This window comes from Horticoccus luteus (assembly GCF_019464535.1).
GTDB classification, from domain to species: Bacteria; Verrucomicrobiota; Verrucomicrobiia; order Opitutales; family Opitutaceae; genus Horticoccus; species Horticoccus luteus.
Genome location: NZ_CP080507.1, coordinates 1,284,526 through 1,310,664 on the forward strand (window position 1 = coordinate 1,284,526; position 26,139 = coordinate 1,310,664).

The window sequence follows — 26,139 nt, forward strand, 5'->3', positions numbered from 1 at the left end:
GACGAGAAAGATTGCCGATGCCGGTCGCCGGGCTCGATGCGGAGGCGGTGGACGGGGCTCCTGTGCGCCTACACGCGAGCGGGACTTTGGGGCGAGTGTTTACTTGTCACGCGCGGAGCGGGGTTCATTTACGTGTCGGATGAAATACATCTTCGTGACGGGCGGAGTGGTTTCGTCGCTGGGGAAAGGCCTCACAGCGGCGTCGTTGGGTGCGCTGCTGGAGCTGCGCGGCCTGACCGTCCGCATCCAGAAGTTCGACCCTTATCTCAACGTCGATCCCGGCACGATGAGCCCGTTTCAACATGGCGAGGTCTATGTCCTCGAAGATGGCGCGGAGACCGACCTCGATCTCGGTCATTACGAACGGTTTACCAGCGGCAAGTTGTCCAAGGTGAACAGCCTGTCGTCGGGTCAGATTTACGAGAGCGTCATTCAGAAAGAGCGGCGGGGCGATTACCTGGGCAAGACGGTGCAGGTGATCCCGCACGTGACGAACGAGATCAAGCAGCGCATTTATTCCGCGGGGAAGGACGTCGACGTGCTGATCACTGAGATCGGTGGCACGACGGGCGACATCGAGGGCCTGCCGTTTCTGGAGGCGATGCGGCAGTTCGCGCTCGAGGTGGGGGTGCACGACGTGATCTTCATTCACGTAACGCTGGTGCCATTTCTCAAGGCGGCGGGGGAGTTGAAGACGAAGCCGACGCAGCAATCGGTGGCGAAGTTGCGCGAGATCGGCATTCAGCCGCACGCGTTGGTGTGTCGCACGGATCATCCGCTCGATGCGGATTTGCGGGAAAAGCTTTCGATGTTCTGCAACGTGCCGGTGAAGGCGGTCATCGAGTGCGCCGACGTGGCCAACTCGATTTACGAGCTGCCGCTCGCGTTGCAAAAAGAGAAACTCGACGAGCTGGTGATCGAGTTGTTCGGTTTGAAACTGCCGCCGCCGAAGGAGAATATCTGGGTGGAGATCGTGCGCCGCTTGCTGAGCCCGAAGCACGAGGTGACGATCGGCGTGGTGGGCAAATACATCGAGCTGCAGGATGCGTATAAATCCGTTTACGAGTCGGTGACGCACGCGGGCATCGCGAACAACTGCAAGGTGAACATCCGCCGCATCGACGCGGAGGATTTGGAAAAGAAGAACGGCCTCACGGCGCTGAAGGATCTCGACGGCATTCTGGTGCCGGGCGGCTTTGGCGATCGTGGCACGGAAGGCAAGATCGCAGCGGCGAAGTATGCGCGGGAAAAGAAGATCCCTTATTACGGTTTGTGCCTGGGGTTGCAGATCGCGGTGATCGAGTTCGCGCGCGATGTGTTGAAGATGCCCGGCGCGAACAGCACGGAATTTGAACCGGCGGCGGCGGATCCGGTGATCAACATGATGGAGGAGCAGAAGGCCGTCACCGACAAGGGCGCGACGATGCGACTTGGGAGCTACGAATGCGCACTCACGCCGGGGACGCTGGCGGCGAAAGCTTACGGCAAGCCGAGCGTGCGCGAGCGGCACCGGCATCGCTTCGAGGTCAATAACGCCTACGTGGAACCGTTGAAGGCCGCCGGGATGGTGGTGAGTGGCGTGAACCCGAAACGAAACCTCGTGGAGATCATCGAGCTGAAGGATCACCCGTGGTTTCTAGCGGTGCAGTTTCACCCGGAGTTTCAATCCAAGCCGAACCAGGCGCATCCCTTGTTCGCGGCCTTCATCGGGGCCGCAATAAAGCAGGCGAAGCTGGTAAAATGAATAAACTCTTTCACGTTGAAGACAGCATGATTTTCACCCCGTCACGCCTGCTGGTCATCGCCGGTCCCTGCTCGTTGGAAAGTGAAGCGGTGTGCCGGTCGGTGGCAGAGGCGCTGGTGAAACTGCGACTGCAATGGCCGGAGCTGAACCTCGTGTTCAAGGGGTCGTTCGACAAAGCGAACCGCACGTCGATGAGCGGGGCGCGCGGCACGGGTTTGCACGAAGGGCTGGGGTTGCTGCAGAAAGTGCGCCGCGATTACGGGTTTCCGGTGCTGACGGACGTGCACGAGCGCCAGCAAATCGCGTCTGTCGCGGATATTTGCGATATCCTGCAGATCCCGGCGTTTCTGTGCCGGCAGACGGATTTGCTGCTGGCGGCGGCGGCGACGCGGCGGTGCGTGAATGTGAAGAAAGGGCAGTTTCTTTCGCCGCAGGAGATGGCGTTTGTGACGGGCAAACTGAAGCAGGGCGGCGCGAAGGAAATTTGGCAGACGGAGCGCGGCACGACATTCGGCTATCAGAACCTCGTCGTGGACATGCGCAGCTTCGCCATCATGCGGCAGACGGGTTATCCGACGGTGTTTGATGCGACGCACAGTGTGCAGCTGCCGGGTGCCGCGGGCGGCAAGAGTGGCGGGCAGCGGGAGTTCGTCGGGCCGCTGGCGCAAGCGGCGGTGGCGGCGGGAGCGGAGGGCCTTTTTATCGAGACGCATCCGGACCCCGACAACGCGATCAGCGACGGGCCGAACATGGTGGCGCTGGCTGATCTGCCGGCGTTGCTGGAGCGATGCCTCGCGGTGTGGCGCGCCGTGGGCGGCGGCAAGGCGAAGGCGGCGGAATAGCGAAACGCGCGAACTCGCGCGGTGAAGGACGCGCCTGCGAATCAGGCAGCGACAAAAAGCCGCCCGGGGCGGGGCGGCTTGGAGAAATGTGAAACGGCGGGCGGTCGCTCAGGCGGTGGCGGTGAAGTTCTTTTCCGCGGCGTCCCAATCGACGACGTTCCAGAAGGCGCCGATGTAGTCGGGGCGGCGGTTCTGGTAGTTGAGGTAGTAGGCGTGCTCCCAGACATCGAGGCCGATGATGGGTTTGCCTTCGAGGCCGGCGACGGTTTTGCCCATCAGCGGACTGTCTTGGTTGGCCGTGGAGCCGACGCTGAGTTTGCCGCCGTTGCTGACGAGCCAGGCCCAGCCGGAGCCGAACCGCGTGGCGGCGGCTTTGGCGAACTCTTCCTTGAATTTATCGAAGGAGCCGAACGTGCTGTTGATCGCTTCGGCGAGTTTGCCCTTCGGCGCGCCGCCCTTGCCGGGACCGAGGATGGTCCAGAAAAACGAGTGGTTGGAATGGCCGCCCGCGTTGTTGCGGACGCCGCCGCGGATGTTTTCGGGGACTTGGCTGAGGTCGGCGATGAGCGCGTTGACGTCTTTCGCGGCGAGGGTCGGATGATCCTTGAGGAGGTTGTTGGCGTTGGTGATGTAGGCCTGATGATGCTTCGTATAATGGATTTCCATCGTCTTCGCATCGATGTGCGGAGCGAGAGCGTCGTAGGCGTAGGGCAGTTTCGGGAGTTCGTAGGCCATGATTGTGAGTGGTTGAATTAAACCAGAGAGAAGAGCGAACGTGCAGCGGGCACCCGGCTCCGTCAACCCCCGGACGCAGAAAGACAAGCGCAGCGGATCAAACGTCGGGAGCGTCGCGCTTGGCGCGGAAGAATGCCTGCAGGAGAGTGCGACACTCGTCCTCAAGGACACCGCCGGCGGTGAGCTCAAGGTGATGGTTGACGCGCGGAAGATCGTTGAGATTGGTGGCGCCGCCGAGGCAGCCCATTTTGGGATCTGGGACGGCGTAGCAGACGCGTTTCACGCGCGACATGAGCATCGCGCCGGAGCACATGGGGCAGGGCTCCTTGGTGACGTAAACGGTGGCGCCTTCGAGGCGCCAGTCGCCGAGATGAGCGGCGGCCTGAGTGACGGCGAGCATCTCGGCGTGGGCGGTGGGATCGTGCGCGCCCTCGACGGTGTTGTGCGCGGAGGCGACCACTTCGCCGCCGATTTCGATGACGGCGCCGATGGGGACTTCGTCGAGCCGCCAAGCGTCGATGGCTTGGTTGTAAGCGAGGCTCATGAAGAAGGTGTCGTCGCGTCGGAGTTGGGACGGAAAACGTTTATCGAACGGACACGGAGGCGGGGGCGGAGGCGACGAGACCATGGGTGCGAACAGGGAAAACCTTGACTAAAGAGCGGCGTTTCGGCCTTACAAGGGCACTTTTATCTCCACCACTGCGCATGAATCAACCTACCCGCGGCTCTGCCGTTCTCTGAGTTTATATGTCTGACGGCAAATCGATCGAAGTTGAAGGCAAAGTGATGGCGGTGCTTCCGGGCACCATGTTCAAAGTGGAGTTGGCGAACGGGCACGTGGTGCTCGCGCACATTTCCGGGAAGTTGCGGAAGAACTTCATCAAGATCGCCGCGGGCGACACGGTGAAGATGGAGATGAGTCCTTACGATCACGAGAAGGCGCGCATCACGTTTCGGATGAAGGAGCAGAATCCCTTCAATCCGGGCCCGCGGCGCCGGCGTTACTGAGGCGCGGGGCGATGAATCGCCGGGCAGAGGCGCGGCAAGACGAGAGCCGAGCACCGGCGGCGTTTGCGGAGGACACGCAGGCGTTTCTCAATTTTTTATCGCTGGAGCGCGGCCTCTCGCCCAACACGCGCGCGGGTTATCGCAACGATCTCGATCAGTGCGCGGTGTTTCTTGCGCGGCGCGGGGCGAGCGATTGGCGGCAGGTGCCGCCGGGAGACGTCGAGGCGTGGATCCATTCGCTCGGCGCAGGCTATGCGGCGAGCAGTCTCGCGCGGAAGCTGACGGCGCTGCGCATGCTGGCGAGGTATCTCGTGAGCGAGAAGTGGCGCGCGGATAATTTCACGGCGTTGCTCTCGGCGCCGAAGCTGGCGCGGCGAATTCCGTCGACGCTCACGGGCGATGAAGTGTCGCGTTTACTGGCGGCGCCCGTGGCGGGAGACGCGCGTGGGTTGCGCGACCGCGCGATTCTGGAATTGTTTTATTCGAGCGGACTGCGGGTGTCGGAGCTCGCGGCGGTGACGATCCAGCAGGTGGACTGGGAAAATGGTTTCTTGCGCGTCTTTGGCAAAGGATCGAAGGAGCGCGTGGTGCCGATGGGCGGAAAGGCGAGCGACGCGATCCGGGTGTATCTGGAAGCGGGCCGGCCGGCGCTGGTGAAGGCGCGCACGGGGAGTCAGCTTTTTCTCAACAAGAATGGCACGGCGCTTTCCCGCGTGGCGTTGTGGATGCTGGTGAAAAAATACGCGGAACGGGCGGGCATCACGAAGAAGGTGAAGCCGCACGGGCTGCGCCATTCGTTCGCCACGCACCTGCTCGGCGGCGGCGCGGATTTGCGCGCGATCCAGGAAATGCTCGGTCACGCGAACATCGCGACGACGCAGATCTACACGGCGGTGGAGCAAAAGCGGTTGCTCGCGCATCACGCAAAGTTTCACCCGCGCAATCGCGCGGGTTGAGCGGCGCGACGTGATGACGTCGAAGCTCCTCCAGCGAAGGAGGAGCGTTCTGGGGCGAGGGCGTGCGCTCCCCGGACCACGAGCCGCGGTTCCGCGAAGTTGCCGGACTATGGAACCACCGGACCCAGAGGTTCGGCGGGCAACCGCGTCACCGTTTCGCAAATGCGGGCTTCCGGTGGGGCGGTAGAATGCGTAAAGCTCGACGCATGACCGAACAGCAGACGCATGAGGACAACGTCCGCGCGAGCGCGGAGAAAATTCGCGCGGCGGCAGGCACCCTCGCGCCGAAACTCGCCCTCGTGCTGGGCTCGGGGTTGGGCGGACTGGCGGCGAGGGTCGAGGCGGCGGTGTCGATTCCGTATCGCGAACTGCCAGGCTTCCCCGTGCCGACGGTGGCGGGGCACGCAGGCACGCTCTCGATCGGCCGACTCAATGGGGTGCCGGTCATCGTGCTCAACGGGCGGAAGCATTTCTACGAGACGAACGATCCGTATCCGTTGCGCACGATGGTGCGGGCGGTGAAGGCGGCGGGGGCGGAGACGCTTTTTCTATCCAATGCGGCCGGCAGCCTGCGCGCTCACATCAAGGTGAGCGAACTCATGCTCATCACGGATCACATCAATTTTCTCGGACTCAATCCGCTCACGGGGCCGAATGATGAAGCGTTTGGTCCGCGGTTCACACCGGTGACGGACGCGTGGGATCCTGAACTCGCCGCGCGCGTGAAGGCGGTGGCGTGTGAGCAGGGGATCACGTTGCACGAGGGCGTCTATGTGGCGTTTCGCGGGCCGACGTTTGAGACGCCCGCGGAGATCCGCATGGCGCAGGGCTGGGGCGCGGATGCGGTGGGGATGTCGAGCGTGCCCGAGTGTCTGATCGCGCGGCACTGCGGGCTGAAAGTCGTGGGCGTGTCGTGCATCACGAACATGGGCGCGGGCCTGTCGGATGAAAAACTCTCGCACGCGCACACGCTCAAAAACGCCGCGCACGGCGCGGGCGACTTCGAGCGTCTGGTGTTGGCGGCGGTGAAGGTGCTGTAAGGACCGGCGCCGCGCAGGCCGCGCGGCGATCAGCGTTTCACCGGCTTCGCGGTTGCACGACCGGCCTGGCTGACGGCGTGGGCGAACGAGCCGACGCCGAACAGCAGCAGCAGCGCGCCGATGGGGACCAGGACTACACCAAGGCCTGGATCGCCTTCGTGCACAGTCACGCCGCCGAGCAGAAAGCCGATCGGCAAAAGGACGCTGCCCCAGAGGAGCGAGAGCGAGGCGGCGCGGGTGAAATTGATGCCGGCGACGGTGCGGAGCGTGAGGGCGACGGCAATGTTGACCACGGCGAAGAGCGTGCCGTGGGCATGCGCGAGCGTGAACATGAGCCGGCGCATCTCGTTGCTCACGTCGAGATACCAGCCGATTTTGAAACCGTGCAGCGTCTCGAGGACGACGCCGAGGGCGAGAAAGCTGAAGAGGGACCACCAGCCAAAGCGGAGATGTCGGTCGGAGAAATTCATGGGGAGCGAGAGCGGGCGAGGCGGCGGCGGTTATTCGGCGATGAAAACTTTGCGTTGATCGCGCAGGTTGAGGAGGCGGTCGAAGACGTCCTGGCGGAACATGCCGGTCGGATCGAGAATGGTTTCCGGAGGATAAAGCGAGTTGGGGCCGCGGACCTTGAACCACCATTGGCGGTAGGCTTCAGTGACGGACTCCTTTTGCGTGGCGTCGTCAGCGACGTAATCGAACTTGAAGCCCTCGAAGCCGGGAAGGGATTGCAGGGTTTTCCAGGCGCCGTAGCGGACGACGGCGTAAGGGTCGTTGAGTTCGAAGATGGCAAAGGGATAGAGCCAGTCGCGACCGGAGGCCTGTTGCGCGGGCGCCCAACCCATGGCGAGGACCGCGATGGCGCGCTGGCGGGCGTCGCCCTTGAGGACCCATTGGACGCCGGTGGCGATCTGATGATCCTCTGCGGTCAACGTGGGCACGGGCTGACCATACCACTGCGAAAGTTTGTCGGCGGTCCACGCGAGGGTTTGGTTAAGGTGGCAGAGATTGCAGGCGTTGGGGCGACCGATTTCGGCGGTTTCAGCGGCGGTGGGCGAAGAGATCTGGTGACTGCGCGTTGCTTTGAGCAGGCCGTAAATTGTTTTCGGCATGTGGCAGTTGTAACAATTGCTGCCTTCTGAACTGGCGGCGTGGTGGGTGTGAGCGACGAGGGCGGCCTCGGTGGTTTTTTCGCGGTGGCACTGGACGCAGGCGTGGTTGGTATCGGCGCCGGGTTTCTTCTGGCTGGTGTCGGCCCAGTTGGCGAGGGAGGCGGCGTCGGTCTTCGCCGGATGCATCTCGTGGCAGGAAATGCAGGAGTAGTGCTGGCCCTTGTAGCATGGCGAGGCCATGAGGGCGTTGAGCTCGCGGCCGATGACGCGCACCATGCCGTCGGGCCAGAACTGGTCCGCGAAGAAGTGGGCGTCGGTCTGGTTGAGAGCGGCTCGTTCGGCGGCGTGATCATCGCCGTGCGGCTGCGCGACCCAGCGCAAATCGAGGTCCTTCTGGCCGGGCCGGTATTTGCTGCCGGATTCGTTCCACGTGCGATGATCGGCGGGGTTTTTATAAACCCAGATGCTGTGACACTGACCGCAGACGAGCGACGACTCCGGGCCGGTCATGCGCGCCGGATTCGCGATGGTGGAGTCGGCGCCGCCGAGCAAGTGAAGGGTGAAGCGGCGAAGGGGGTTGCGGTTGGCTTCGATGTGTTCGCGGCCGCCGGCGTGGCAGGCTTCGCAGGCGATGCCGAAATCGACGGCGCGCGAATCAAATTTGCCGTCGGCGAGCGGCAGGGAACGGCCTTGGGTGACGTGGCAGTTCATGCACGAGACGTTCCAGTCGCCTTGGGAATACAACGCTTCCTCGCGATCGGGCGGGACGAGGAAGGTGTGTTGAACAGGCGTCCAACGTTTATCCTCGACCATGTAGGCGAGGGGAAACTGGCCGAGGGTGCGCTTCTCGCCGGTTTCGAGCCAAAGGATTTGCAGATGATGCGAACCGGTGAGCATCACGATCTGCTGAGGTTTGCCAAAGGCGGAGGCGGGTGCGCCGGTGGGTTTCGAACGCACGAAGAAGTTCTCACCGTCGCGGTCCACGTGGAAGTCTTTGCCCGCGTAGGAAAGGTCGAGCCCATCCATGCCAGGCGGGACGGTCTGGCGGTTGGCGACCTGCGTCATCGTGCGGTGATACGAGGCGTGCCAGCTCGCGTAATTACCGGGGTGGCACGAGCGGCAGGAGTCGGAGGAAACGTAGTCGGAGGCGAGCGTCTTGATGGGGCGGTTCGCGGGAGGGCCGTCGTTGCGCAAGCCGGCCTGGACGGTGAAGACGACAACAACAGCGAGCCAGAGACCGCCGATCAGCACGAGCCGCCCGGACCACGACGAGAAGAAACGTCGAAAGCCAGAATGAGGGGCGGGCGACGGTGAACTGGACACGGCGTTGAAAGAAGCGGGTGCGGCGACGGAGTGAAGCCTTTTTGCACCGGCGGCGGAGCAGACTTGAAGTGCGCGCGGCGGCGGCGTGACAGTGCGGCATGGGCGCTCCCAAATTGACGCTGGGCTTCGATGCCGACGATACGCTGTGGCACAACGAAACGATCTTCGAGGCGGTGCATGAGCGTTACCGGGCGCTGCTGGGGCGTTATCACGACACGGAGACGGTGGACCGCACGTTGTTTGCGACGGAGATGCGCAACCTCGAACTCTACGGCTATGGGGTGAAAGGGTTCACGTTGTCCGCGGTGGAGACGGCGATTGCGTTGACGGACGGAAAGATTCCGGCTGCGGAAATTCAGCAACTGATCGAGTCGGGGCGGGAGATGCTGGCGCATCCCGTGGAGTTGCTGGAGGGCGTGGCGGAGACGGTCGCGGCGCTTGCGGCGGAGTATCGGCTGTTGTTGATCACGAAAGGCGATCTGCGGGATCAGGAGCGCAAACTGGCGAAGTCCGGACTGGCGGAGAATTTCGCGGCGGTGGAGATTTTATCGGAAAAGGATGAGGCGACCTATGCCGCGGTGCTGCGACGGCACGCGGTCGCGCCGGAGCATTTCGTGATGATCGGAAACTCGTTGAAGTCGGACATCCTGCCGGTGCTCGCGCTCGGCGGCGCCGGCGCGCACATCCCGTATCATCTGACGTGGGCCGCGGAGCGGGTGGAGACGGCGCCGGCGGCGAATGGGCGTTTTCGCCAATTGGAGCACATCCGTGAATTGCCGGCGGCGATCACGCAGTGGCCGACTTGAGACGGCGGCGCGCGGGATCGATCAGGTGCGGGGAAACCAATGGTTGCGGCGCGCTTCGCGACCGGCGTCGGTGTCCGCGCAACGTGTGACGAGCGCCTTGTAGAAACGGTCGGCGGCGAGCGGATCGCGGGCGTTCAACCAACCGCCGGCTTCCTCGAGAAGAGCGGCGAGTTCGGCGGAGTTGTCGGGCAAGAGTTGGGCGGCCTCCCACGCGAGATCGGCGGCGCGATAACGATAGTGATAACGCCGCTGCGGGCGGGTGTCAGACGCGAGAGCGCGGGCGGCTTCGTCGTCGGACGGAAGCGAGGCGCCGCCGGCGGCGTTGCGCGTGGCGAGGAAGCTCTCGCCGTTGAAATTGCCATCCCAGATGGCGAAGTCGGGCGCGAGTTCGGTGCCGCGCAACTCAAGGCCGTGGGTGCGGAGAATCGTGGCGGCGCGCCAGAGCGCGAGCCCGCGCGCCGTGGCGGGGCGGGCGGAGTCGTGGCCGGCGGCGAGGGCGAGTTCGAACTGCGCGAGTTCGCGGGCGCAATCGGGGCTGAGATAGGCGCGCGCTTCGGCGAAGCGGTCGACGCGCACGAGACGGCGGCCGAGGAGCGAATGCAGCGATGACGTGAAATCGGCGTCGCCGGACGAGTTGGCTGGCGAAGGCAGGGCGGACACGAACGCGACCAATTCGTCGAGCGTAAGCACGCGTTCGGCGATATAGGCGGCGTCTTCCCAATAGCCGGCGTGCAGCAGGAGGCGGAGGGCCTCGGTGTAGTCGCGGCGGGCGACGCAGAGCGTGGCGAATTCGCCGGCGAGGGTGCGGGTGCCGGCGGCATCGTCGAACACGCGGGCGTCTTCGTGCACGAGCGCGGCAAGCAGCGCGGTGGCCTGGTCGATGCGGCCGTCGCGCAGCGCGAGTTTGGCGCGGAGCCAGCGGGCGTCCGGCGCATCGGCCGGAGCCAAGGCAAGCCAGCGGGCGCAGGCGGTGTAATCGGCGGCGTTGTAAGCGGTGAGCGCGAAGCGGCTGGCTTCGGTGGCGGAGGCGACGTGAGCGTTTTCCAAGGCGCCGAGCCAGCGGTGCGCGCCATCGGAGTCAGGGTCGCCGTTGAGCGGGCCAGCCTGGCTGGTGGAGCACACCGAGCGGCCGCACTCAAGCAGGCTCGCGGTGATGAGGCCGCGCGTGGCGGGATCGGCGGCGAAGTTGGCCAGCACGGCCGGCGAGCGATCGGCGAGCGCGGCCGCGGCGGTGAAACGCAGGGAGTTGAGCGCACTCGGGTGACCGCTCGCGTAATGGGCGAGATAGAGCCGGGCCGCGGGAAGCCATTCGGCCGCGAGGAAATGCACTTTTGCCTCTTCGCCGAGACTGGCGGCCGCGAGGCCGGCGCGGTCGATGAATCCTTGGCGGACGAATTCACGGGTTTGCGCGAAACGCGCCAGCGCTTCGCTGCGTTCGCCGGCGGCGGCCGCGAGGCGACCCAGCATGAACGCCGCCCAAACGGTTTTGAACGGCCGCTGTTTGACGGGAAGAGCGAGGACGGCGAGGAATGCCTCGCGGGCGTCGCGAGCACGGCCCTCGTGAAACGCGAGCGCGCCGTCGAGGTAGAGAGAGAATTCGCGCGGAAGCTCGGCGAACGGGTGCTCCGGATCGGCCGTGGACCACAAAGGACTCCACGCGCGGTCGCGGTGTTGAAACATTTCCATGCGCCGGGCGGTGTAACGCCGGAGCACCGCGGGCGAGGCGCCGGTGGCGGCGAGATCCTGCAGTTCAGCCGTCAGGACATCGGAGGAGGACGTGTCGTCACTGGCGGGAGGCGACGCGGTGAACTCGGGCTTGGGCAGCGCGGCGCGCGCGAGGGCGGACTCGAAGCGGAGCGACGGCGTGGAGAGGAGGCCGGCGTCGCCTTGGTTGATGATGGTATCGGGAAAATACGGACCGCAGGCGAGCGCAGCGACGGGGAGGCCGAGCGCGAGGAGCAACGTTTTAGGGACGAGAGGAAACATGGACGGAGGTGGGCGGAGAGGAAAAGCGGACCCAGCCGAGAGAGCGGCGTTCGCCGGGGGCGAGCGCGAGCGCCGGCGCCTGCCACACGAGAGAGGCGGGGGTTTCGTGGGCAAGATGAGCCGGCGGCAGGGCGTCGGCGGCGAGGCGTTGCGCCCCGGTCCAGGCGAGCGTGGCGTGAACAGGCGCGGCGAAATCGTCGTCGCCGGTGTTGGTGGCGCTGAGTTCGAGCAAGCCGTCGGCGGAGAAATGCGTTTCGAGGGAGAGCTGCGCCAGCGGCGCGCGGCCCGCCATCACGGCGCGGAGGGTGGGCCAGCGCCAGTTGCGTTGATCGCCTGCGACGGGCAGGCGATACCAGATGATGCCGGTGAGCGAAGCCGGGTGGCGCGTGGTCCAATCGGCGACGAGCGCGGCGAGGGCGGTGGGATCGGCGCGCAGTTCACGCACCACGACGTTGGCCGGCCAATCGGGGGCCGGGCCTTCGGCTGAGAGTCCGACGAATTTGCCGTCGGGCGTGGTCGCGACTGCGTAGCCGTAAGTGGGAAGCGCGACGCGGAAAGGGACGTTGACGCGCGCGGCACGGAGAACGGCACGGCGCGCCGCGACCGGATCGCACAACGGCGGTAGATCGCCTTGGGCGGAGCCGGGACGGCTGAGCGAGTGAACTTGGAGAACGAAGCCGTCAGCGGAGTGAGCGAGAGCGGAGAAATCGTCGAGCTGCGCGAGCCACGCAGGCAAGGCGGTGAACGTGAGCGCGGTGCCGAGGTGCGCGTCGCGCACGGTTTGCAGCCACTGGCGATAGCCGCCGAGCTGGCGTTCGCCGGCGTCGAAATCGAGTTGAAGTTCCGCGGGGGCGAGGCCAACTGCGCGCGCATCGTCGAGAAGCGATCGGGCGAGCGTGAGGATTGATTGCGCAGCGGGAGCGTCGGCGAGAAACGATCCGTGATAGCCGCGGATGCGGAGCGCGAGGCCGAGCGAGGGGACGGTCGCGAGGGTGGAGTAATCCAGGTTGATGCGCGTGATGACGGGGGTGTCGCCTCGCCAGTCGATTTCGGCGGCGAGCACGACGAGGCGGGAGAAATCGGGTGCGTGGGCGGTCACCGCGGCGGCGACGGCGGGCGAATGGACGCGTTGCCAGACGTAGGCGGACGAGCGGAGTGGAGCGGACGACGCTGGCGGCGCCGGTCGGCAACTCGTCGCAAGGCCGCAGGCAACCGCCAGCGCGCCGAGAAAAAACACGAGCGGGAGGCGCACGCGGCGAGTGAGTGATGCGCGACCGCGCGCAACAAGTGCGAAGCAGAAAACTTACTCACAACGCGGTGTGGTTCCGCGAGAGCGTCGGAAGTCCGGGGCGCACAGAGGGGCTGAACTTCGGGGACGGATGTTTGCGGTCGCTTGTGTCGGTGGCGGGAGTGCGCATCGTGGACGGTAATGCAGCGGTTCCGGATCATGACGTTCAACATCGCTCACGGGCGGGGATTGTCGCCGATTCAGGGGCTGAGTTCGCGGCGGAAGGTGCTGGCGAACCTGCGGCGGATCGGGGCGTTATTGCGCGAGTTGAAGCCGGATGTGGTGGCGTTGCAGGAGATCGATGAGCGGTCGCGGTGGTCGGGGAATTTCGATCACTTGGAATTTCTGCGCGAGGAAGCGGGAATTCCGCATGGGGTGTTTGGCATCAACACGCGGCGCGCGGGGCTTTTTAACCTCAGTTACGGCAACGCGATTTTATCGCGGCATCCGATCAAGGCGTCGGAAAACATCGTGTTCGGGCAACGGACGGTGGGTGAAAAAGGGTTTCTCTTTGCGGAGATCGATTACCACGGGCGGATGCTGCCGGTGATCAACCTTCACTTGCATCACGGGTCGCGCGTGCAGCGGCATGCACAGGTGGAAAAGTTGTGGGAATGGCTCGGGGTGAAGCATCGCGAGCACCATCCTCGCTGGTTGTCGCCGCCGATCGTGTGCGGGGATTTCAATAATCCGCGAGGTGGGTCGGGGGCGACGGAGAAACTGTGGGCGCACCTGCGGGCGGAGTTTGGCGATTATGCGCTGCATCCGATGACGGGGCGGACGTTTCCGTCGCCGCTGCCGGGGCGGACGCTGGACTTTATTTTCCTGCCGCCGGCGTGCTGCGAGTCGTCGTGCGAGATTGTGCGCGCGTGGTTGTCGGACCACCGCCCGGTGGTGGTCGATTTCCAGGTGGCGGATGCGCGCGCGGCGAAAGCCGAGTGAGGCGCGCGGTGAGGAGGAACGCGAACGAGAGGGCAGCGGGGGAAAGAGAAAGACAAAGCGGGAAGAGAAAGATTTGCGGGGAGGCGGGGCGGTGTGTTGGGTGAGAGGGCATGTCGCGTATTGCTGAAACATTTGCCCGGGTGAAGGCGCAGAACCGCGCCGCGTTTGTCGCTTACTTGTGCGCGGGCGATCCTGATTTTGAGACGTCGCTGGAGGCGTGCCGGGCGGTGTTGCGCAACGGGGTGGATTTGCTGGAGCTGGGCGTGCCGTTTTCCGATCCGCTGGCGGACGGGTTGACCAATCAACTGGCGGCGCAGCGGGCGCTCGCTGCGGGCATGAACCGGGCGAAGGTGTTTGAGCTTGTGCGGCGGTTGCGGGCGGAATTCGCCGCGGTGCCGATCGTGTTTTACACGTATTACAACCTGGTGTTCGCAAATGGCGTGGACGACTACGTGCGCGAGGCGAAAGCGGCGGGCTTGGACGGACTGCTGACGCTGGATCTGCCACCGGAAGAAGCGGGCGAGTTAAGTGCGGCCTGTCGCGCGCATGGGCTCGAAACGGTTTTCATCGTGGCGCCGACCACGCCGGAAACGCGGCTGCCGGTCATCGCGGCGGCGGCGACGGGCTTTATTTACTATGTGTCGCGCGAGGGTGTCACCGGGGTGCGCACGGAAGCGGCGCAAGGCATTCCGGAGGCGATGGCGCGGATCAAGGCGGCGACGAAGCTGCCGGTGGTGGTGGGGTTTGGCATTTCGACACGGGCGCAGGTGGCGCAAGTGGCGGCGCAGGCGGATGGCGTGGTGGTGGGAAGTGCGCTGGTGAATGTGATCCGCGATCATGTGAACGCGCGCGAGCAGATCGCGGCGCGGATAGGTGCCGTCGCAGCGGAGCTTTCGGCGGGGACGCAGCGCTGAGGTGTCCCTGCTCCGCGATGCGGGGTGAGGGCGCCCCGACCACAGAACGTGCTATGCGATGCGGGGTCAGTGCAGCCCGACCACAGAATGCGGATGCAATGCGGTCGGCGCACTCGGCCGATGTGCGGCCTTGCGGTCGACGGGCGAAAAATTCACTGATTGCGCCATATGGCGACGATTCTAGTCACGGGCGCGGCGGGTTTTATTGGGAGCCATACGACGGACCAATTGCTCGCGGCCGGACATAAGGTCGTCGGCGTGGACAATTTTCGGACCGGGAAGGCGGCGAATCTGGCGGAGGCGCTGCGGTCGGGGGCGTTTCAATTCGTGGAGGCGGACGTGGCGGCGGCGGGGGTGCTCGACGCGGTCGTGGAGGAAGCGCGGCCGGAGGCCATCATCCATCTCGCGGCGCTGGTGAGCGTGCAGGAAAGCATCGCGGATCCGGCGCTGAATTTTTCGCTCAACGTTCTGGCGACGCAGCTCGTGGGCGAGGCGGCGCGGCGACATGGAGTGAAACGCGTGGTGTTTGCATCGTCCGCCGCGGTGTATGGCGATGCGACGACGTTGCCATTGCGCGAGGACGCGGAGAAGCGGCCGATCAGTCCGTATGGGGCGGCGAAGCTTGCGTCGGAGGCATTGCTGCTCGGGCATGCGGCGAGTTACGGGTTCACGGCGCGTTGCCACCGGTATTTCAATGTCTTCGGTCCGCGGCAGGATCCGGCGTCGCCGTATTCGGGGGTGATTTCGATTTTCGACCGGCGGTTTCGCGAAGGCGCAGCGGTGACGATTTTCGGCGATGGGCAACAGACGCGGGATTTTATTTCGGTGCACGACGTGGCGCGGGCGAATGTGCGGGCGGCGACGCGGGCGGGGCTGGCCTCGGGCGTGGTCAACATTTGCACGGGGCGGGCGACGTCGCTGCTCGATGTGGCGCGGGTGTTCGCGGCGCATTATCCGCAAGCGGGGGCGCCGCGGCATGAACCGGCGCGAGCGGGAGATATCGTGCATTCGCTCGGCGAGGCGACGCGGGCGGCGGCGGAAATGGATTTTCGCGCGGACGTGCCGGTGGCGGATGGCTTGGCGGAGTTGATTCGCAGGGGCGCGTGAGCGATGACCGAGGCGCGCAAGGTTTTGTTGATCGATGACGACCGCTTGCAGTGGCGGATCGTCGAGCAGCAATTGCGGGCGGTGGACCGCGCGGGTTTTGTCCTGACGTGCGCGGGCACGTATGAGGAAGGGTTGAAAAAGCTGACGTCGAACGGCTTCGCGGCGTGTTTGCTGGACTACCAGTTGGGTGAGCGTGACGGGTTGCAGCTTTTGCGCGAGGCGGTGGCCGCGGAGTGTCGCACGCCGATCATTTTTCTGACGGCGGAGTCGTCGTCGGCGGTGGATATCGAGGCGATGAACGCGGGTGCGCTGGATTATTTAGAGAAACGCGAGCTGACGCCGCGCGCGCTGGGGCGGGCGTTGCGTTATGCGTTGAAGGTGGGTGAGACGATGGAGGCGCTGCGCCGGCTGGCGACGCGGGACGAGTTGACGGGTTTGCTGAACCGGCGGGAGTTCACGCGGGTGGTGCGCGAAGAAGAGGAGCGGGCGCGGCGGTTTGACCGGTCGTTCGGACTCGTGCTGATCGACATCGACCACTTCAAGGCGGTGAACGATACGCACGGGCACGCGGCGGGCGATGCGGTGTTGCGGGAGGTGGCGCGGCGCATCCGGGAGCGGGTGCGAGCGGTGGATCGCTGCGCGCGGATCGGCGGCGAGGAACTGGCGGTGTTGCTGCCGGAGACCGATGTGGCGGGCACGCTCGCGGCGGCGGAAGATTTGCTCGCGGCGGTGGCGGCGGCACCCTTCGAGGTCACGGGCGGGATCAGGATTGAACTGACGGTGAGCGCGGGGGCGGCGTCGCTGCCGGTGCACGCGAGCGAAACGGGTCCCTTGATGGAGGCGGCGGATCGGGCGCTTTACCGGGCCAAGCGGGCGGGGCGGGCGCGCGCCATGCTGGCGGAGCACGCGTGAACGCGGGCGGCCGAGGGACGTTGCGGGTGCTGACGGGCTGCACGGCGGTCGGCAAGACGGAGCTGGCGCTCGCGTGGGCGGAGCGGGCGGGGGCGGAAATCGTGTCGTGCGACTCGTTGTTGTTTTACCGCGGGTTGGACATTGGCACGGCGAAGCCGACGGCCGCAGAGCGGGCGCGGGTGCCGCATCATTTGATCGACGTTTGCGAGGTGGCGGAGCAGATGAACGTGAGCCGTTACGTGACGCTGGCGCGGGCGGCGGTGGAGGAGATTGAGCGGCGCGGGAAACGCGTGCTGGTGACAGGCGGCAGCGGATTTTATCTCAAGGCGTTTTTCTCGGCGGTGAACGACGACGTGGCGGTGCCGTCGGAAATTCGGGAGCGGGTGGCAACAATGACCGAGGCGGAGGCGCAAGACGCGCTGCGGCGGCTGAATCCGGCGGGGCTCGGTGGGCTGGACGTGGCGAATCCGCGGCGCGTCGCGCGAGCGCTGGAGCGCTGTCTGGCGACCGGGCGGACGGTCGCGGAGTTGGCGGCGGCCTTTCGGGCGCAGCCGGGGCCGTTTGCGCCGTGGCGGGTGGAGCTCGTGCAACTCACGCGCGAACCGGCGGACTTGGAAGCGCGGATCGCGCGGCGAGTGGAGGCGATGCTCGCGGCGGGGCTGGTGGCGGAAGTGCGGGCATTGCGAGCCAAAGGTCTCGAGCAGAACGCGAGCGCCGCGCGGGCGATCGGTTATCGCGAGACGTTGGATTATTTGGAGAGCGAGAAACCGGATGAGCGAGTGCTGGCGGAGGCGGTGGCCAAAAATACGCGCGCGCTGGTGAAAAAGCAGCGCACTTGGTTTCGCACGCAGTTGCCGGCACATCGCGCGGTGCGCGCAGATGAAGCGAGAGTCGAGACGTTGTTCGACGAATAAGGGGCGGGCGTGACGATGAGCGTCACGGACGAGGAGATGCGCCCGCGGTGCCGGCTACGTTTTCAGGCGGCGGTAGAGAATGACGTGCGTGGCGAGGAGGAGCGGAACCAGGAAAGTGGGCAGGAGGCTGAGCGGGAGGAGCGTCAGGGCGCGCATGCTGGCGGGCTGGGCGTGGCTCAGACGGGCCGCGGTGACGACGACAAGCACCAGGTCGACGAGGCCGAGGGTGTTCCAAATCGCGAGCGCGCGGTCGCGGCGGGCGGGCGCAAGCGGCATGACCAGCAGTAAGAGCGCGGCGGCGGCGACGACAATATCGCCGATGCCGGCCGGGACGGCGAAGGCGTAGGGCAGCATTCCACGAGCGTGGAGAAAGAGCAGATAAACGCCGACGAAACGCACGAGGTGCAGCGCGACGAGCGTGCGGACGTCGGTCGCATCGAGGAGCGCGCGCGCCGCGGGCACGCGTTGCGCAACGAGGAGCGTGAGAGCGGTGAGCACGGCGATCAGGACGGGCACGCCGAAGTCGGGGAGGCGCGCAACGAAGCCGAGGGCGCCGGCGAGAAGCGCGGCGAGAAACCAAACCCAGAGGGCCAGGCGCAGGCCGACGCGGGAAAGACTGGAATCGGAGCTCACCCGGACGGTCTTAGTCGGCGAGCGAAATGTTATAGGTGTCGAGCGAGCTGCCTTCGAGACGGTGGAGCTCGGCGACGGCGGCGCGAAGGTTGACCTTGGCCTGGAGCTCGTTGACGCGGGCGTTTTCCAAATCGTTTTGCGCCTGCAGGACGTCGCGGCTGGTGGCGAGGCCGGCGTCGAAGCGGGCTTTCTGCAGATCGTATTGGCGTTGGGCGAGCTCGGTGCCTTGCGCGGAGATCTGGACGCTTTGGAGGTTGGTATCGACGGCGCGGACGTCGCTGCGCACCTGGACGAGGAGACTTTGCTCCAATTGCTGGAGGCGGGCCTGGTATTCGTGCAGCGTGTTCAGGGAAGTGCGGTAACGGGCACGGTCGCCGCGGAGGCCCCACGGCACGCTGACGGAGAGACCAAGCTGCCAGTTGTAGCGGTCGGTGCTGGCGAGCCGGTCGTAGGTGCTGCCGAACGAGCGATCGCTGCCGTTGAGGCCGAGGGCGCCATCGACGTTGAGGGTCGGGAGCCGGCCGTTCTGGGCGACCTTCACGTCGAGTTCGAGCTGCTTGATGGTGTTTTCGGTGGCGACGTAATCGGGCTGGTTGAGCTTCGCGAGGCGGAAGGATTCCTCGGTCGAGGGCACGCTGTCGTGGGCGTCGGTAAAACTGACGGCGCCAAGGTCGGTGCCGAATTCGAACTGGCCGATGAGGGCGAGGAGGGCGTCCTGGCCGTTGCGCTCTTGTTGCTGCGCGAGGACGACGTTGTTTTGCGCGGTGGCGACGCCGACGCGCGCGGTCATGACATCGAGGTCGGTGGCGACGCCGGTGTTGCGCTTGGCGGTGTTTTCATCGAGGAGGGTTTGCGCGAGCTGCAGCGAGAAGCGGCGGACGGCGAGCTGTTCGCGGGCGAAGGCGAGATTGTAATAGGCGACCTCGGTATCGCGGACGACTTGGAGGACGCTGCCTTTGTAATCGAGTTTGGCGATGGTGACACCGAGTTTGGCGCGCTCGATGTTGGCGCGGTTGACGCCGATGCCGGCGCCGCGCAAGAGCGGTTGGGTGACGGCGATGGAGACATCGCTGTTGTAGGCCGGGTTGAGCGAGGAGAACGCGGGGTTGTTGGACGAGCGATCGAGGTTGGATGTGACGTCGACCGTGGCGCCGGTGACCACGCGTTGGGAAACGCCGATGCGGGAGTTCGTCGCATCGAGATTGCCGGAGGCGCCGGGGCGCGAGCCGGTGATGGGATCCTCGACGTGCGAGCGCGCGATGCTGGCGTTGAACGTGGGGTCGAAATCGCTGCCGGCGATGATCAGCGATTCGCGGGCGTTGGCGGTGGAAAAGGTCTGGATGCGCAGGCTGAAGTTTTTTTGCAGCGCGCGGGCGATACACTCCTGCAGCGTCAGGGCCGGGCCGGAAGGGGCGGCGATGGAGGCCGGGTCGGGCGCTTCGGCCGCACCGAGAAACACGGGCGCGACGGCGAAAGCGACAGCGAGCAGGGAGGCGCGGGAAAGGGAGCGAATCATGGAGCGGGAGAGGAGGTGACGGAGGAGAACACGGCGCCGGGACATAAAGTTACGAGAAAAGCAACGTGATCCACGGCGCGCACGCAGTGGCGATGGAGACGAGAACCAACAGCGAAGGTTTCCACGCGGGCCGGAAATGTCATGCGGAGGCAGAATTTCTCGGGCGGCCGGTGGGGGCGAGCGCAACGTGGCAGGCGGTTGACGCGCGAGGATGAGCGGTCAGGCCGCGCGGGACATCACTGGGCCTTCGGCGCGGTGCGGGCGAGTTCGCGTTCGACGACTTCGTCGAGAAACGCGCTGGCATCGAAGCCGGAGTTGGCCTGGGCGATTTGCTCGCGGGCGGCCGTGAAGGCAGGAGAATTCTCGGCGAGATCGGGCACTTGTTTGTCGACGACGTAAACGAGCGTGGCTTTGTCGCCATTAACGGAGACATCGGACAACTGGCCTTTGGAGAGGCGGTCGAGCGACATCAGCACGGAATAGTCGAGGTCCGAAGGGCGGTCGCGGAGGGTGAAAGGCGCCAGTTGCTTGGTCTCGACTTTGAGCGCGCTCGAGCTGGCGGCGACGGCTTTTTCGAACGTATCACCGGCCTTGAGGCGGGCGGCGACGGCGCTCTGCAGGGCGCGGCCGAGCTGGGCGAAGCGCTGACGTTTTTCGTTTTCGACGTAATCGGCCGTGACCTTGGCCCGGACTTCAGCGAGCTGCGGTTGGCGGGTGGGTTGCGTCTCGTGATAGAACAACACGACTGCGCCTTCAGGCACGGCGAGGGCATCCGTGAACCAGCGATCGGTGTTCAGTTTGAAGGCGGCGTCGGCGATGTCGGGCGAACCGCCGAGCTCGGCGGGGCCGGCGTCGTGGGTAAAGGGCGCGAGCGGGCGGACGACGAGTTTGTGGGCCGAGACGAGGCTGGCGAGCGCCGGGCTGTCGGCGGCGACATGGCCTTCGTAGAGGGCGAGAGAGAAATCCGAGGCGGCTTTGAGGGCGAGCTTGCGAGCGCGTTCGGCTTTGAGCGCGGTCTCGACCTGGGGACGGACGAGTTCGAAGTCGGCGGCTTCGGCGGGTTTTGTCGCGGCGGGATTCTTCGCGTCGCCAGCGGGTTTTTGGAAGCGGCCGGGATATTGGTTGAAGTAGGCTTTGGCGTCGGCGTCGGTGATGTTGACCGCGCCAAGGTAAGCGGAGCTGGGGAACTGGATGTAGGAGGCCACAACGCGGGGCGGAATTTCGTAGCGGGCGCTGTTGTCGGCGAAATATTTGGCGAGTTCGGCGTCGGTCGGCGTGATGGTGGGATTGAAGTTCTTAAAATCCGCGGTGGCGACGGCCAGAGTCCATTTCGAGTCGGCGCGGGCCAGTTGGTCACGCACATCGCTGGCGAGGAGATAACCGGGGCCGGCGAGGAGTTTTTGGAGTTTCTGGACGCGGACGTCGTCGCCGACGATGCGCGCGACATCGGCTTCGGAGAGGTTGGGATTGGTCTTCAGCGAATCGCGGAAGCGGGCGTAACGTTGGGCGTCGAATTCGCCGTCCTGGCCCGAGAAAGCGCGGAGAGTCTTGATGTGTTCGGCGACTTCGGCCGAGGTGCTGGCGGGGAGGTGAAAGCGGTCGGCGAGGTTGAGCGCGGCGTAGCGGGTGAGGGCGTATTGCTGCATTTGCGCGCCTTCGAGGGCGGGACCGCCGGCCTGGAGATAAACGCTGAGCTGGGCGTCACCCATGAGGCGCGCCTGGTCGGACGGGGAGCCGAGGTTTAACCCAAAAAATTCCTGCCGCGCATAGTGACGGTCGGCGCCGCCGATGCCGGAAGAGGGCGTGAAGATGACGATAAGCGGAATCGCCATCGCCGCCAGAATGAGCAGGAAAACAATTTTGAAGTGCCGTTGAAACGTCCTCTGAATCCAGGAAATCATGGGAGAAAACCGGGCACGCTAGGTCACTCACCGGGGGTGGCAAGGGAGAATTCGGACCGCGCGATCAGGGGGAAGAAGACGAGCGGCGTGAGGGGGCGGTCGGCAGGATGCGGCTCGCGGTGGCGCGGGCTGAGACTGCGGGCGGTGGGCTGCTCCGTCTCTGAAGGCGGGCCAGATCAGGAGGCGGCGGGAACGCGGCCGTGCGCGGCGTGGGTTTCGCCGGACTTGGTTTCCTGGAGGAGTTGCTCGACCGATTTGCTGAAAAAATCCTTCGCGGAGAGCGATTCGAGGTGTGCGTGGTAGGCGTTTACGATCGGATCGAGGCGATCGATGGTAGGGCCGGCGGGATCGTCGCCGTAGTTGTCGAACCGATGTTTGAATTCGCCCATCGTGATGCGATTGAGGGGGCGGGCGGGCTGGTAAGAGAAGTCGGTGGCGGGAGCGTCGTCGGCCGGCGGGATGGGGGTGATGAATTTGAGGTCGACGAGGCGGTTGATGGATTCGTTGAGGATCTGCGTGGGCACTTTGATGAGTTCGCCGAGCTGCGGGGCGGTCACGGGCGGCTGGCAGGCTTGGAAGCGGCGGCAGATGGCGAGCAGAACGGTGAGGGAAAGGCGTTCGCGGGTGGAGGTGTTGAGACCGCTCCAAGCCGCCTGGCTGTTGCGGAAGTGGAGGTTTTGCACGGCGTAGCTCACCTGGCCGCCGACGAGCACGTAGAGCCAAAAAATATAGAGACCGAACATCACCACGAGGGGAAAGCCGAGGGAGCCGTAGAGGCTTTCGGTGAGGATGACGCGCCGCACATAAAGGAAGGCGAGGTAGTTGTTGAGCATCAGGAGCGACGCAACAATCAGCGCCCCGACAAAGGCGGCCCGCCAGTAAACGCGGGTGTGCGGTATCACGCGGTAGAAAATGGTGAGCAAAAGCACCACGAGGAGAAAGGAGAACGCGGGGAGGGACCACTGGAGCGCGACGTTGATCTGCTCCGAGAACGGAAGGCGGCCGATGGTCTCGTTGAAGATGTTGAGGAACGCGCCGGCGCTGAGAAGGGTGATCGACGCGAAGAAGAGGACGGCGCCCAAGGTGAGAATCGTCCAGTAATACACCACGCGCATGAACAGGGAGCGGCCGCTGCGGACGCCCCAGATTTCGTTAAACGTGTCCTCCACGGTTTTGAACAGGAGCAGCACGATGAGCACCAGGGAGAAGAAACCCACAGTGCCGGCTTTGCCGGAACTGCCCTGGTTGATGAAGTTGTCCATCATCCGGACGAGCCGCGGGTTCAACTGCATGTCGGACGCGTCGGCGATCGCGGGCGGCGCGGTGGCATCGGGTCCGGTGTTGGTGGCGGTGGTGCCGGGTGCGGACTGATCGTTGGAAGGCGCGGTCGTGGTGGCGGCGGGAGGTGACGGGCGGGTGGCGGGCGTCGAAGCGGAGGGTGCAGAAGCGGCGGGCTGCGTGGCGGTGGCTTGGGCGGCGTTGGCTTGGCGGCGCCGGTGGGCATGGGCGGCGTCGAGCTTACCGTATTGGCCGACTTGCGGCGCGACGAAGTAGATGAGGCGGCTGAGGGTGTTGGCGGCGAGATCGGGGTCCTTTTTATCGAGGACGAAACCCGCCAAAAGCATGGTCAGCGCGACGAGGGGGCCGAGCCCGAGCAAAGAGCTGAAGCTCAAAGCGGCGGCGCGGCTCGCGGCTTTCGTTTCCACGAAAACGGTGAAGGTGATCGAGATCACGCGCAACGCGGCGTAGAGCCACGCGCGAGGAGAGCCGGCCTGAAGGTTTTCCGAGCGCCAGATTTCCTTGCGGAAGAGGACGGCGGTGCGTGTGGCGAACGTGGACAGACGCGACATGCGGCGGAGGGCGAAGCCGCTCAGGTCGTGAGCAGCAGGTAAGTGAGAGCGCCGGCACCCGCCAGACCCACCAGCCCGACGACGATGACGGCGGTGACGCTCACGAAAAGCGTGCAGCAGAAAAGCCCGGTGGAGGCCGCGGCGACGAGGAGAATCGGCAGCGACTGACCGTGCGCCCAAAAGAGGAAGCCGATGAAGCCGAGGCCGAGCGCGGCGCGAAAACGGACGACAGGATACAGCGTCACCATGCCGAGCATGAGCAGCAGCGCGAGCAAGGCGTCGAGGAGGCCGAGGAGGACGAGGGGCTGCGCCAACAGTTTGGCGGGCGTGAAGGCCATGATGACATCGACCGCGGGAAGGACTTCGCCGGCGGCGCTCACGAGCAGGATGACGATGGCGGACCACATGCCGATTTTTGCGGCGCGAGCCATGGCGATCTCGGGATCGGATTTATCCTTCGTCTCGGCCGTGCGACCTTCGGCGGCGGCGAGCATATCGTCGACGGTGATGGGCGCAGCCGCGGCCGGCGCGGTGTTCAGGGCGCTGAACGACTCCTGCGGGCGAAGTTTCAGTTTGGTCTTCTCCGGGAAGAGCAGCGTCTGAAGTTCCGCGTTGGACTTGATGGCGCTCCATTGTTCGGAGCCGGCGTCGTAGAAGAGCGTCTCAGGCGTCACTTGGCCGGTCTCGGCCAGGGAGGTCATTTGTTCGAGGGTGAACGGTCCGCGGGCTTCACTTTCCTCCGCGGAACGGATGTAGAATTCCTGCGTGACCATACGGTGCCGGACTGTGCGCAGGGGCCGGAAACGCGGCAAGACCTTATTGCCCCGCGAGCGGTCACATCCGCGTCAACGTGCGCAGCCCGAGGAGGTGCAGGCCGGTTTCGAGCACCAGGAGGGTGCGGGCGCAGAGAAGGAGGCGGCGCGCGCGGATGGCAGGATCGTCGACGATTACTTTGTCCGCGCTGTAGAAGCTGCTGAATTCGCCGGCGAGTTCGTAGAGATAGAGGCCGAGGAAGTGGGGGCGGAGGGTGTCGGTCGCAAGGCGTAGCGCATCGGGGAATTTGACGAGTTTGCGGGCGAGGGCGATTTCCGCAGGCGTGTGGAGCGGGCTGGCATGCGCTTCGGTGGCGGGATCGGCGGGCGTGAGGTTTTGTTTGCGGAAAATGGAGTGAACGCGCGCGACGGCGTAGAGGAGGTAGGGGGCGGTGTTGCCGTCGAGCGCCAGCATTTTTTCCCAGGAGAAAACGTAGTTGCTGCTGCGATTCTGGGAGAGGTCGGCGTATTGCACGGCGCCGATGCCGACGATCTCGGCAATGGAGCGGCGCTCGGTTTCGGGGAGGTCGGCGTTCTTTTCCGAGACGATGGCAAAGGCGCGGTCCACGGCTTCGTCGAGGAGCGCTTTGAGTTTGATGGTGTCGCCGTCGCGGGTTTTCAGGGCTTTGCCGTCTTCACCGGTGACGGCGCCAAACGTCACATGGTGCAGCTCGGGCAAGCGGTAGTTTTTCGCGGCGAACCATTTTTTGACGGTGAGAAACAACTGCTCGAAGTGATCGCCTTGGCGGAAATCGGTGACGACGACGATGCCATCGGCGTGGAAGTGTTCGACGCGGTAGAGGGCGGTGGCGAGGTCGGTGGAAGCGTAGCCGCTGGCGCCATCGGCTTTGCGGACCATGAAGGGATTGGGGCGCTCGGCCTGGCGGCTAAAGCGGGGATGTTCGTCGTGGAAAACGACGAGGGCGCCGGCACTGTTCTCGGCGATCGGCGGGGTGGTTTCCGTCAGCTCGCGGTAAACGCGGTCCACTTTGTCGTTGTAGAAGGACTCGCCCAAGTGGTGATCGAAATGGATGCCGAGCCGGTCATAGATTTGTTGAAACGCGGCGAGGGAGACATCGGAGAATTTTTTCCAGAGGGCGACGTTGGCGGGGTCGCCATTTTGCAGGGCCACGAGTTCGCGGCGGGCTTCGTCGAGGGCGGGCGAGCCTTCCGGCGTGGCATCATTGCCGAGTTTATAGAGGCGTTCGAGTTCCTCGATGGGTTCGCGCGCGAGGGCGGCGGGATCGGCCCAGCGTTTGAAGCCGTAGATGAGCTTGCCGAACTGGGTGCCCCAATCGCCCAGATGGTTATCGCGAATCACCCGCGCGCCGGTGAAGGCGAGGAGGCGGCAGATGGCCTCGCCGATGACCGCAGAGCGCAGGTGCCCCACATGCATTTGCTTCGCGGTGTTGGGCGAACTGTAGTCAACCACCCACGTCTGGCCGGCGTGGGCCGCGGCGGCGCCGGTGGCGAGGGTGGCGCGCGAATGGTAGGCGCGGAGCCAGGCGAGCAGGGTCGCGGGGCGCGCGGTAAAATTGATGAAACCGGGGCCGGCGATGGTGACGTCGAAGGCGGCGGCGATCGGCGCGGGGAGGGCGGCGATGAGTTGTTCGGCGACGGTGCGTGGGTTGAGTTTGCGCGCCTTCGCATAGCCGAGCACGCCGTTGGCCTGAAAATCACCATGTCGGGGATCGGCGGTGCGGAGATCGGGCGCAAACGCCGCGGCGTCGAGACCGGCGGCGGCGGCGGCTTGGTGCAGCGCGTGGGCGAGGTCGTCGGCGAGGTGGAAGGTCACGTGCAT

Annotated in this window: 23 protein-coding genes; 11 read left to right on the plus strand and 12 right to left on the minus strand. The window is 65.2% G+C overall.

Annotated features, from left to right (window positions below):
• Positions 1–139 precede the first annotated feature (139 nt).
• Positions 140–1,744, plus strand: a complete 1,605-nt coding sequence (pyrG, locus tag K0B96_RS05195) for a CTP synthase (protein ID WP_220164583.1) — start codon at positions 140–142, stop codon at positions 1,742–1,744.
• Entirely contained in the window at positions 1,741–2,586 is an 846-nt protein-coding gene (kdsA, locus tag K0B96_RS05200) for a 3-deoxy-8-phosphooctulonate synthase (protein WP_220164585.1), read from the plus strand. The genes pyrG and kdsA overlap by 4 nt, the downstream gene beginning before the upstream one ends.
• Positions 2,587–2,694: 108 nt before the next feature.
• Here kdsA and K0B96_RS05205 read toward each other — a convergent pair whose 3' ends face one another.
• Together K0B96_RS05205 and K0B96_RS05210 are read right to left on the minus strand one after the other, a co-directional pair.
• On the minus strand, positions 2,695–3,321 hold the full coding sequence (locus K0B96_RS05205; protein ID WP_220164588.1) for a superoxide dismutase: 627 nt from the start codon (positions 3,319–3,321) through the stop codon (positions 2,695–2,697).
• A gap of 97 nt (positions 3,322–3,418) precedes the next feature.
• Complete coding sequence (locus K0B96_RS05210) at positions 3,419–3,949, minus strand: nucleoside deaminase (RefSeq protein WP_220164590.1); 531 nt, start codon at positions 3,947–3,949, stop codon at positions 3,419–3,421.
• Between the two features lie 119 nt (positions 3,950–4,068).
• Between K0B96_RS05210 and infA the strand changes: the two genes are divergently transcribed.
• From infA to K0B96_RS05225, 3 genes are all read left to right on the plus strand, one after another.
• Positions 4,069–4,329 carry a translation initiation factor IF-1 gene (infA, locus tag K0B96_RS05215; protein WP_220164592.1) on the plus strand — a complete coding sequence of 87 codons (261 nt, stop codon included), beginning with the start codon at positions 4,069–4,071 and terminating at the stop codon, positions 4,327–4,329.
• 11 nt (positions 4,330–4,340) lie between these two features.
• Entirely contained in the window at positions 4,341–5,285 is a 945-nt protein-coding gene (gene xerD, locus K0B96_RS05220; RefSeq protein ID WP_220164595.1) for a site-specific tyrosine recombinase XerD, read from the plus strand.
• A gap of 206 nt (positions 5,286–5,491) precedes the next feature.
• Complete coding sequence (locus K0B96_RS05225) at positions 5,492–6,325, plus strand: purine-nucleoside phosphorylase (protein ID WP_220164597.1); 834 nt, start codon at positions 5,492–5,494, stop codon at positions 6,323–6,325.
• Between the two features lie 29 nt (positions 6,326–6,354).
• Here the strand turns inward: K0B96_RS05225 and K0B96_RS05230 are convergent, their stop codons facing one another.
• Both K0B96_RS05230 and K0B96_RS05235 read right to left on the minus strand, forming a co-directional pair.
• On the minus strand, positions 6,355–6,795 hold the full coding sequence (locus K0B96_RS05230; protein WP_220164599.1) for a hypothetical protein: 441 nt from the start codon (positions 6,793–6,795) through the stop codon (positions 6,355–6,357).
• Between the two features lie 30 nt (positions 6,796–6,825).
• Complete coding sequence (locus K0B96_RS05235) at positions 6,826–8,757, minus strand: multiheme c-type cytochrome (RefSeq protein ID WP_220164608.1); 1,932 nt, start codon at positions 8,755–8,757, stop codon at positions 6,826–6,828.
• Positions 8,758–8,855: 98 nt separating this feature from the next.
• On the opposite strand from K0B96_RS05235, the gene K0B96_RS05240 reads away from it, so the two are divergent.
• Positions 8,856–9,563 carry an HAD family hydrolase gene (locus K0B96_RS05240; protein ID WP_220164610.1) on the plus strand — a complete coding sequence of 236 codons (708 nt, stop codon included), beginning with the start codon at positions 8,856–8,858 and terminating at the stop codon, positions 9,561–9,563.
• A gap of 21 nt (positions 9,564–9,584) precedes the next feature.
• On the opposite strand, the gene K0B96_RS05245 is transcribed toward K0B96_RS05240, so the two are convergent.
• Together K0B96_RS05245 and K0B96_RS05250 are read right to left on the minus strand one after the other, a co-directional pair.
• Positions 9,585–11,549 carry a hypothetical protein gene (locus tag K0B96_RS05245; protein ID WP_220164612.1) on the minus strand — a complete coding sequence of 655 codons (1,965 nt, stop codon included), beginning with the start codon at positions 11,547–11,549 and terminating at the stop codon, positions 9,585–9,587.
• A complete protein-coding gene (locus K0B96_RS05250) occupies positions 11,530–12,801 on the minus strand; it encodes a DUF3142 domain-containing protein (protein ID WP_220164614.1) in 1,272 nt (423 codons plus the stop codon). The genes K0B96_RS05245 and K0B96_RS05250 overlap by 20 nt, the downstream gene beginning before the upstream one ends.
• A 195-nt stretch (positions 12,802–12,996) precedes the next feature.
• On the opposite strand from K0B96_RS05250, the gene K0B96_RS05255 reads away from it, so the two are divergent.
• The 5 genes from K0B96_RS05255 to miaA all read left to right on the plus strand — a co-directional run bounded on the left by K0B96_RS05255 (position 12,997) and on the right by miaA (position 17,626).
• Positions 12,997–13,779 (plus strand): endonuclease/exonuclease/phosphatase family protein, encoded by a 783-nt coding sequence (locus K0B96_RS05255; RefSeq protein ID WP_255558853.1) that lies wholly within the window; start codon positions 12,997–12,999, stop codon positions 13,777–13,779.
• Between the two features lie 110 nt (positions 13,780–13,889).
• Positions 13,890–14,693, plus strand: coding sequence for a tryptophan synthase subunit alpha (gene trpA / locus K0B96_RS05260; RefSeq protein ID WP_220164618.1), 804 nt, complete (start codon positions 13,890–13,892; stop codon positions 14,691–14,693).
• A gap of 168 nt (positions 14,694–14,861) precedes the next feature.
• Positions 14,862–15,800, plus strand: a complete 939-nt coding sequence (locus tag K0B96_RS05265; RefSeq protein WP_220164620.1) for an NAD-dependent epimerase/dehydratase family protein — start codon at positions 14,862–14,864, stop codon at positions 15,798–15,800.
• Positions 15,801–15,803: 3 nt separating this feature from the next.
• Positions 15,804–16,712, plus strand: coding sequence for a GGDEF domain-containing response regulator (locus tag K0B96_RS05270; RefSeq protein WP_220164622.1), 909 nt, complete (start codon positions 15,804–15,806; stop codon positions 16,710–16,712).
• Entirely contained in the window at positions 16,709–17,626 is a 918-nt protein-coding gene (miaA, locus tag K0B96_RS05275; RefSeq protein WP_220164624.1) for a tRNA (adenosine(37)-N6)-dimethylallyltransferase MiaA, read from the plus strand. Before K0B96_RS05270 ends, miaA begins: the two co-directional genes overlap by 4 nt.
• 54 nt (positions 17,627–17,680) lie before the next feature.
• On the opposite strand, the gene K0B96_RS05280 is transcribed toward miaA, so the two are convergent.
• The 6 genes from K0B96_RS05280 to argS all read right to left on the minus strand — a co-directional run bounded on the left by K0B96_RS05280 (position 17,681) and on the right by argS (position 26,139).
• Positions 17,681–18,259 (minus strand): hypothetical protein, encoded by a 579-nt coding sequence (locus K0B96_RS05280; RefSeq protein WP_220164626.1) that lies wholly within the window; start codon positions 18,257–18,259, stop codon positions 17,681–17,683.
• Between the two features lie 10 nt (positions 18,260–18,269).
• Positions 18,270–19,820 (minus strand): TolC family protein, encoded by a 1,551-nt coding sequence (locus K0B96_RS05285; protein ID WP_220164628.1) that lies wholly within the window; start codon positions 19,818–19,820, stop codon positions 18,270–18,272.
• Between the two features lie 191 nt (positions 19,821–20,011).
• Positions 20,012–21,676, minus strand: a complete 1,665-nt coding sequence (locus K0B96_RS05290) for a peptidyl-prolyl cis-trans isomerase (protein WP_220164630.1) — start codon at positions 21,674–21,676, stop codon at positions 20,012–20,014.
• A gap of 176 nt (positions 21,677–21,852) precedes the next feature.
• A complete protein-coding gene (locus K0B96_RS05295; protein WP_220164632.1) occupies positions 21,853–23,526 on the minus strand; it encodes a YihY/virulence factor BrkB family protein in 1,674 nt (557 codons plus the stop codon).
• Between the two features lie 20 nt (positions 23,527–23,546).
• Entirely contained in the window at positions 23,547–24,299 is a 753-nt protein-coding gene (locus K0B96_RS05300; RefSeq protein WP_255558854.1) for a DUF4339 domain-containing protein, read from the minus strand.
• Between the two features lie 61 nt (positions 24,300–24,360).
• Complete coding sequence (argS, locus tag K0B96_RS05305) at positions 24,361–26,139, minus strand: arginine--tRNA ligase (RefSeq protein ID WP_220164636.1); 1,779 nt, start codon at positions 26,137–26,139, stop codon at positions 24,361–24,363.

Bases quoted from the DNA above. Each gene is read 5' to 3' on its own strand.
- pyrG (WP_220164583.1), top strand. From the start codon at position 140: ATGAAATACATCTTCGTGACGGGCGGAGTGGTTTCGTCGCTGGGGAAA.
- kdsA (WP_220164585.1), top strand. From the start codon at position 1,741: ATGAATAAACTCTTTCACGTTGAAGACAGCATGATTTTCACCCCGTCA.
- K0B96_RS05205 (WP_220164588.1), bottom strand. From the start codon at position 3,321: ATGGCCTACGAACTCCCGAAACTGCCCTACGCCTACGACGCTCTCGCT.
- K0B96_RS05210 (WP_220164590.1), bottom strand. From the start codon at position 3,949: ATGGTCTCGTCGCCTCCGCCCCCGCCTCCGTGTCCGTTCGATAAACGT.
- infA (WP_220164592.1), top strand. From the start codon at position 4,069: ATGTCTGACGGCAAATCGATCGAAGTTGAAGGCAAAGTGATGGCGGTG.
- xerD (WP_220164595.1), top strand. From the start codon at position 4,341: ATGAATCGCCGGGCAGAGGCGCGGCAAGACGAGAGCCGAGCACCGGCG.
- K0B96_RS05225 (WP_220164597.1), top strand. From the start codon at position 5,492: ATGACCGAACAGCAGACGCATGAGGACAACGTCCGCGCGAGCGCGGAG.
- K0B96_RS05230 (WP_220164599.1), bottom strand. From the start codon at position 6,795: ATGAATTTCTCCGACCGACATCTCCGCTTTGGCTGGTGGTCCCTCTTC.
- K0B96_RS05240 (WP_220164610.1), top strand. From the start codon at position 8,856: ATGGGCGCTCCCAAATTGACGCTGGGCTTCGATGCCGACGATACGCTG.
- K0B96_RS05245 (WP_220164612.1), bottom strand. From the start codon at position 11,549: ATGTTTCCTCTCGTCCCTAAAACGTTGCTCCTCGCGCTCGGCCTCCCC.
- K0B96_RS05255 (WP_255558853.1), top strand. From the start codon at position 12,997: ATGACGTTCAACATCGCTCACGGGCGGGGATTGTCGCCGATTCAGGGG.
- trpA (WP_220164618.1), top strand. From the start codon at position 13,890: ATGTCGCGTATTGCTGAAACATTTGCCCGGGTGAAGGCGCAGAACCGC.
- K0B96_RS05265 (WP_220164620.1), top strand. From the start codon at position 14,862: ATGGCGACGATTCTAGTCACGGGCGCGGCGGGTTTTATTGGGAGCCAT.
- K0B96_RS05270 (WP_220164622.1), top strand. From the start codon at position 15,804: ATGACCGAGGCGCGCAAGGTTTTGTTGATCGATGACGACCGCTTGCAG.
- K0B96_RS05285 (WP_220164628.1), bottom strand. From the start codon at position 19,820: ATGTCCCGGCGCCGTGTTCTCCTCCGTCACCTCCTCTCCCGCTCCATG.
- K0B96_RS05290 (WP_220164630.1), bottom strand. From the start codon at position 21,676: ATGATTTCCTGGATTCAGAGGACGTTTCAACGGCACTTCAAAATTGTT.
- K0B96_RS05295 (WP_220164632.1), bottom strand. From the start codon at position 23,526: ATGTCGCGTCTGTCCACGTTCGCCACACGCACCGCCGTCCTCTTCCGC.
- K0B96_RS05300 (WP_255558854.1), bottom strand. From the start codon at position 24,299: ATGGTCACGCAGGAATTCTACATCCGTTCCGCGGAGGAAAGTGAAGCC.
- argS (WP_220164636.1), bottom strand. From the start codon at position 26,139: ATGCACGTGACCTTCCACCTCGCCGACGACCTCGCCCACGCGCTGCAC.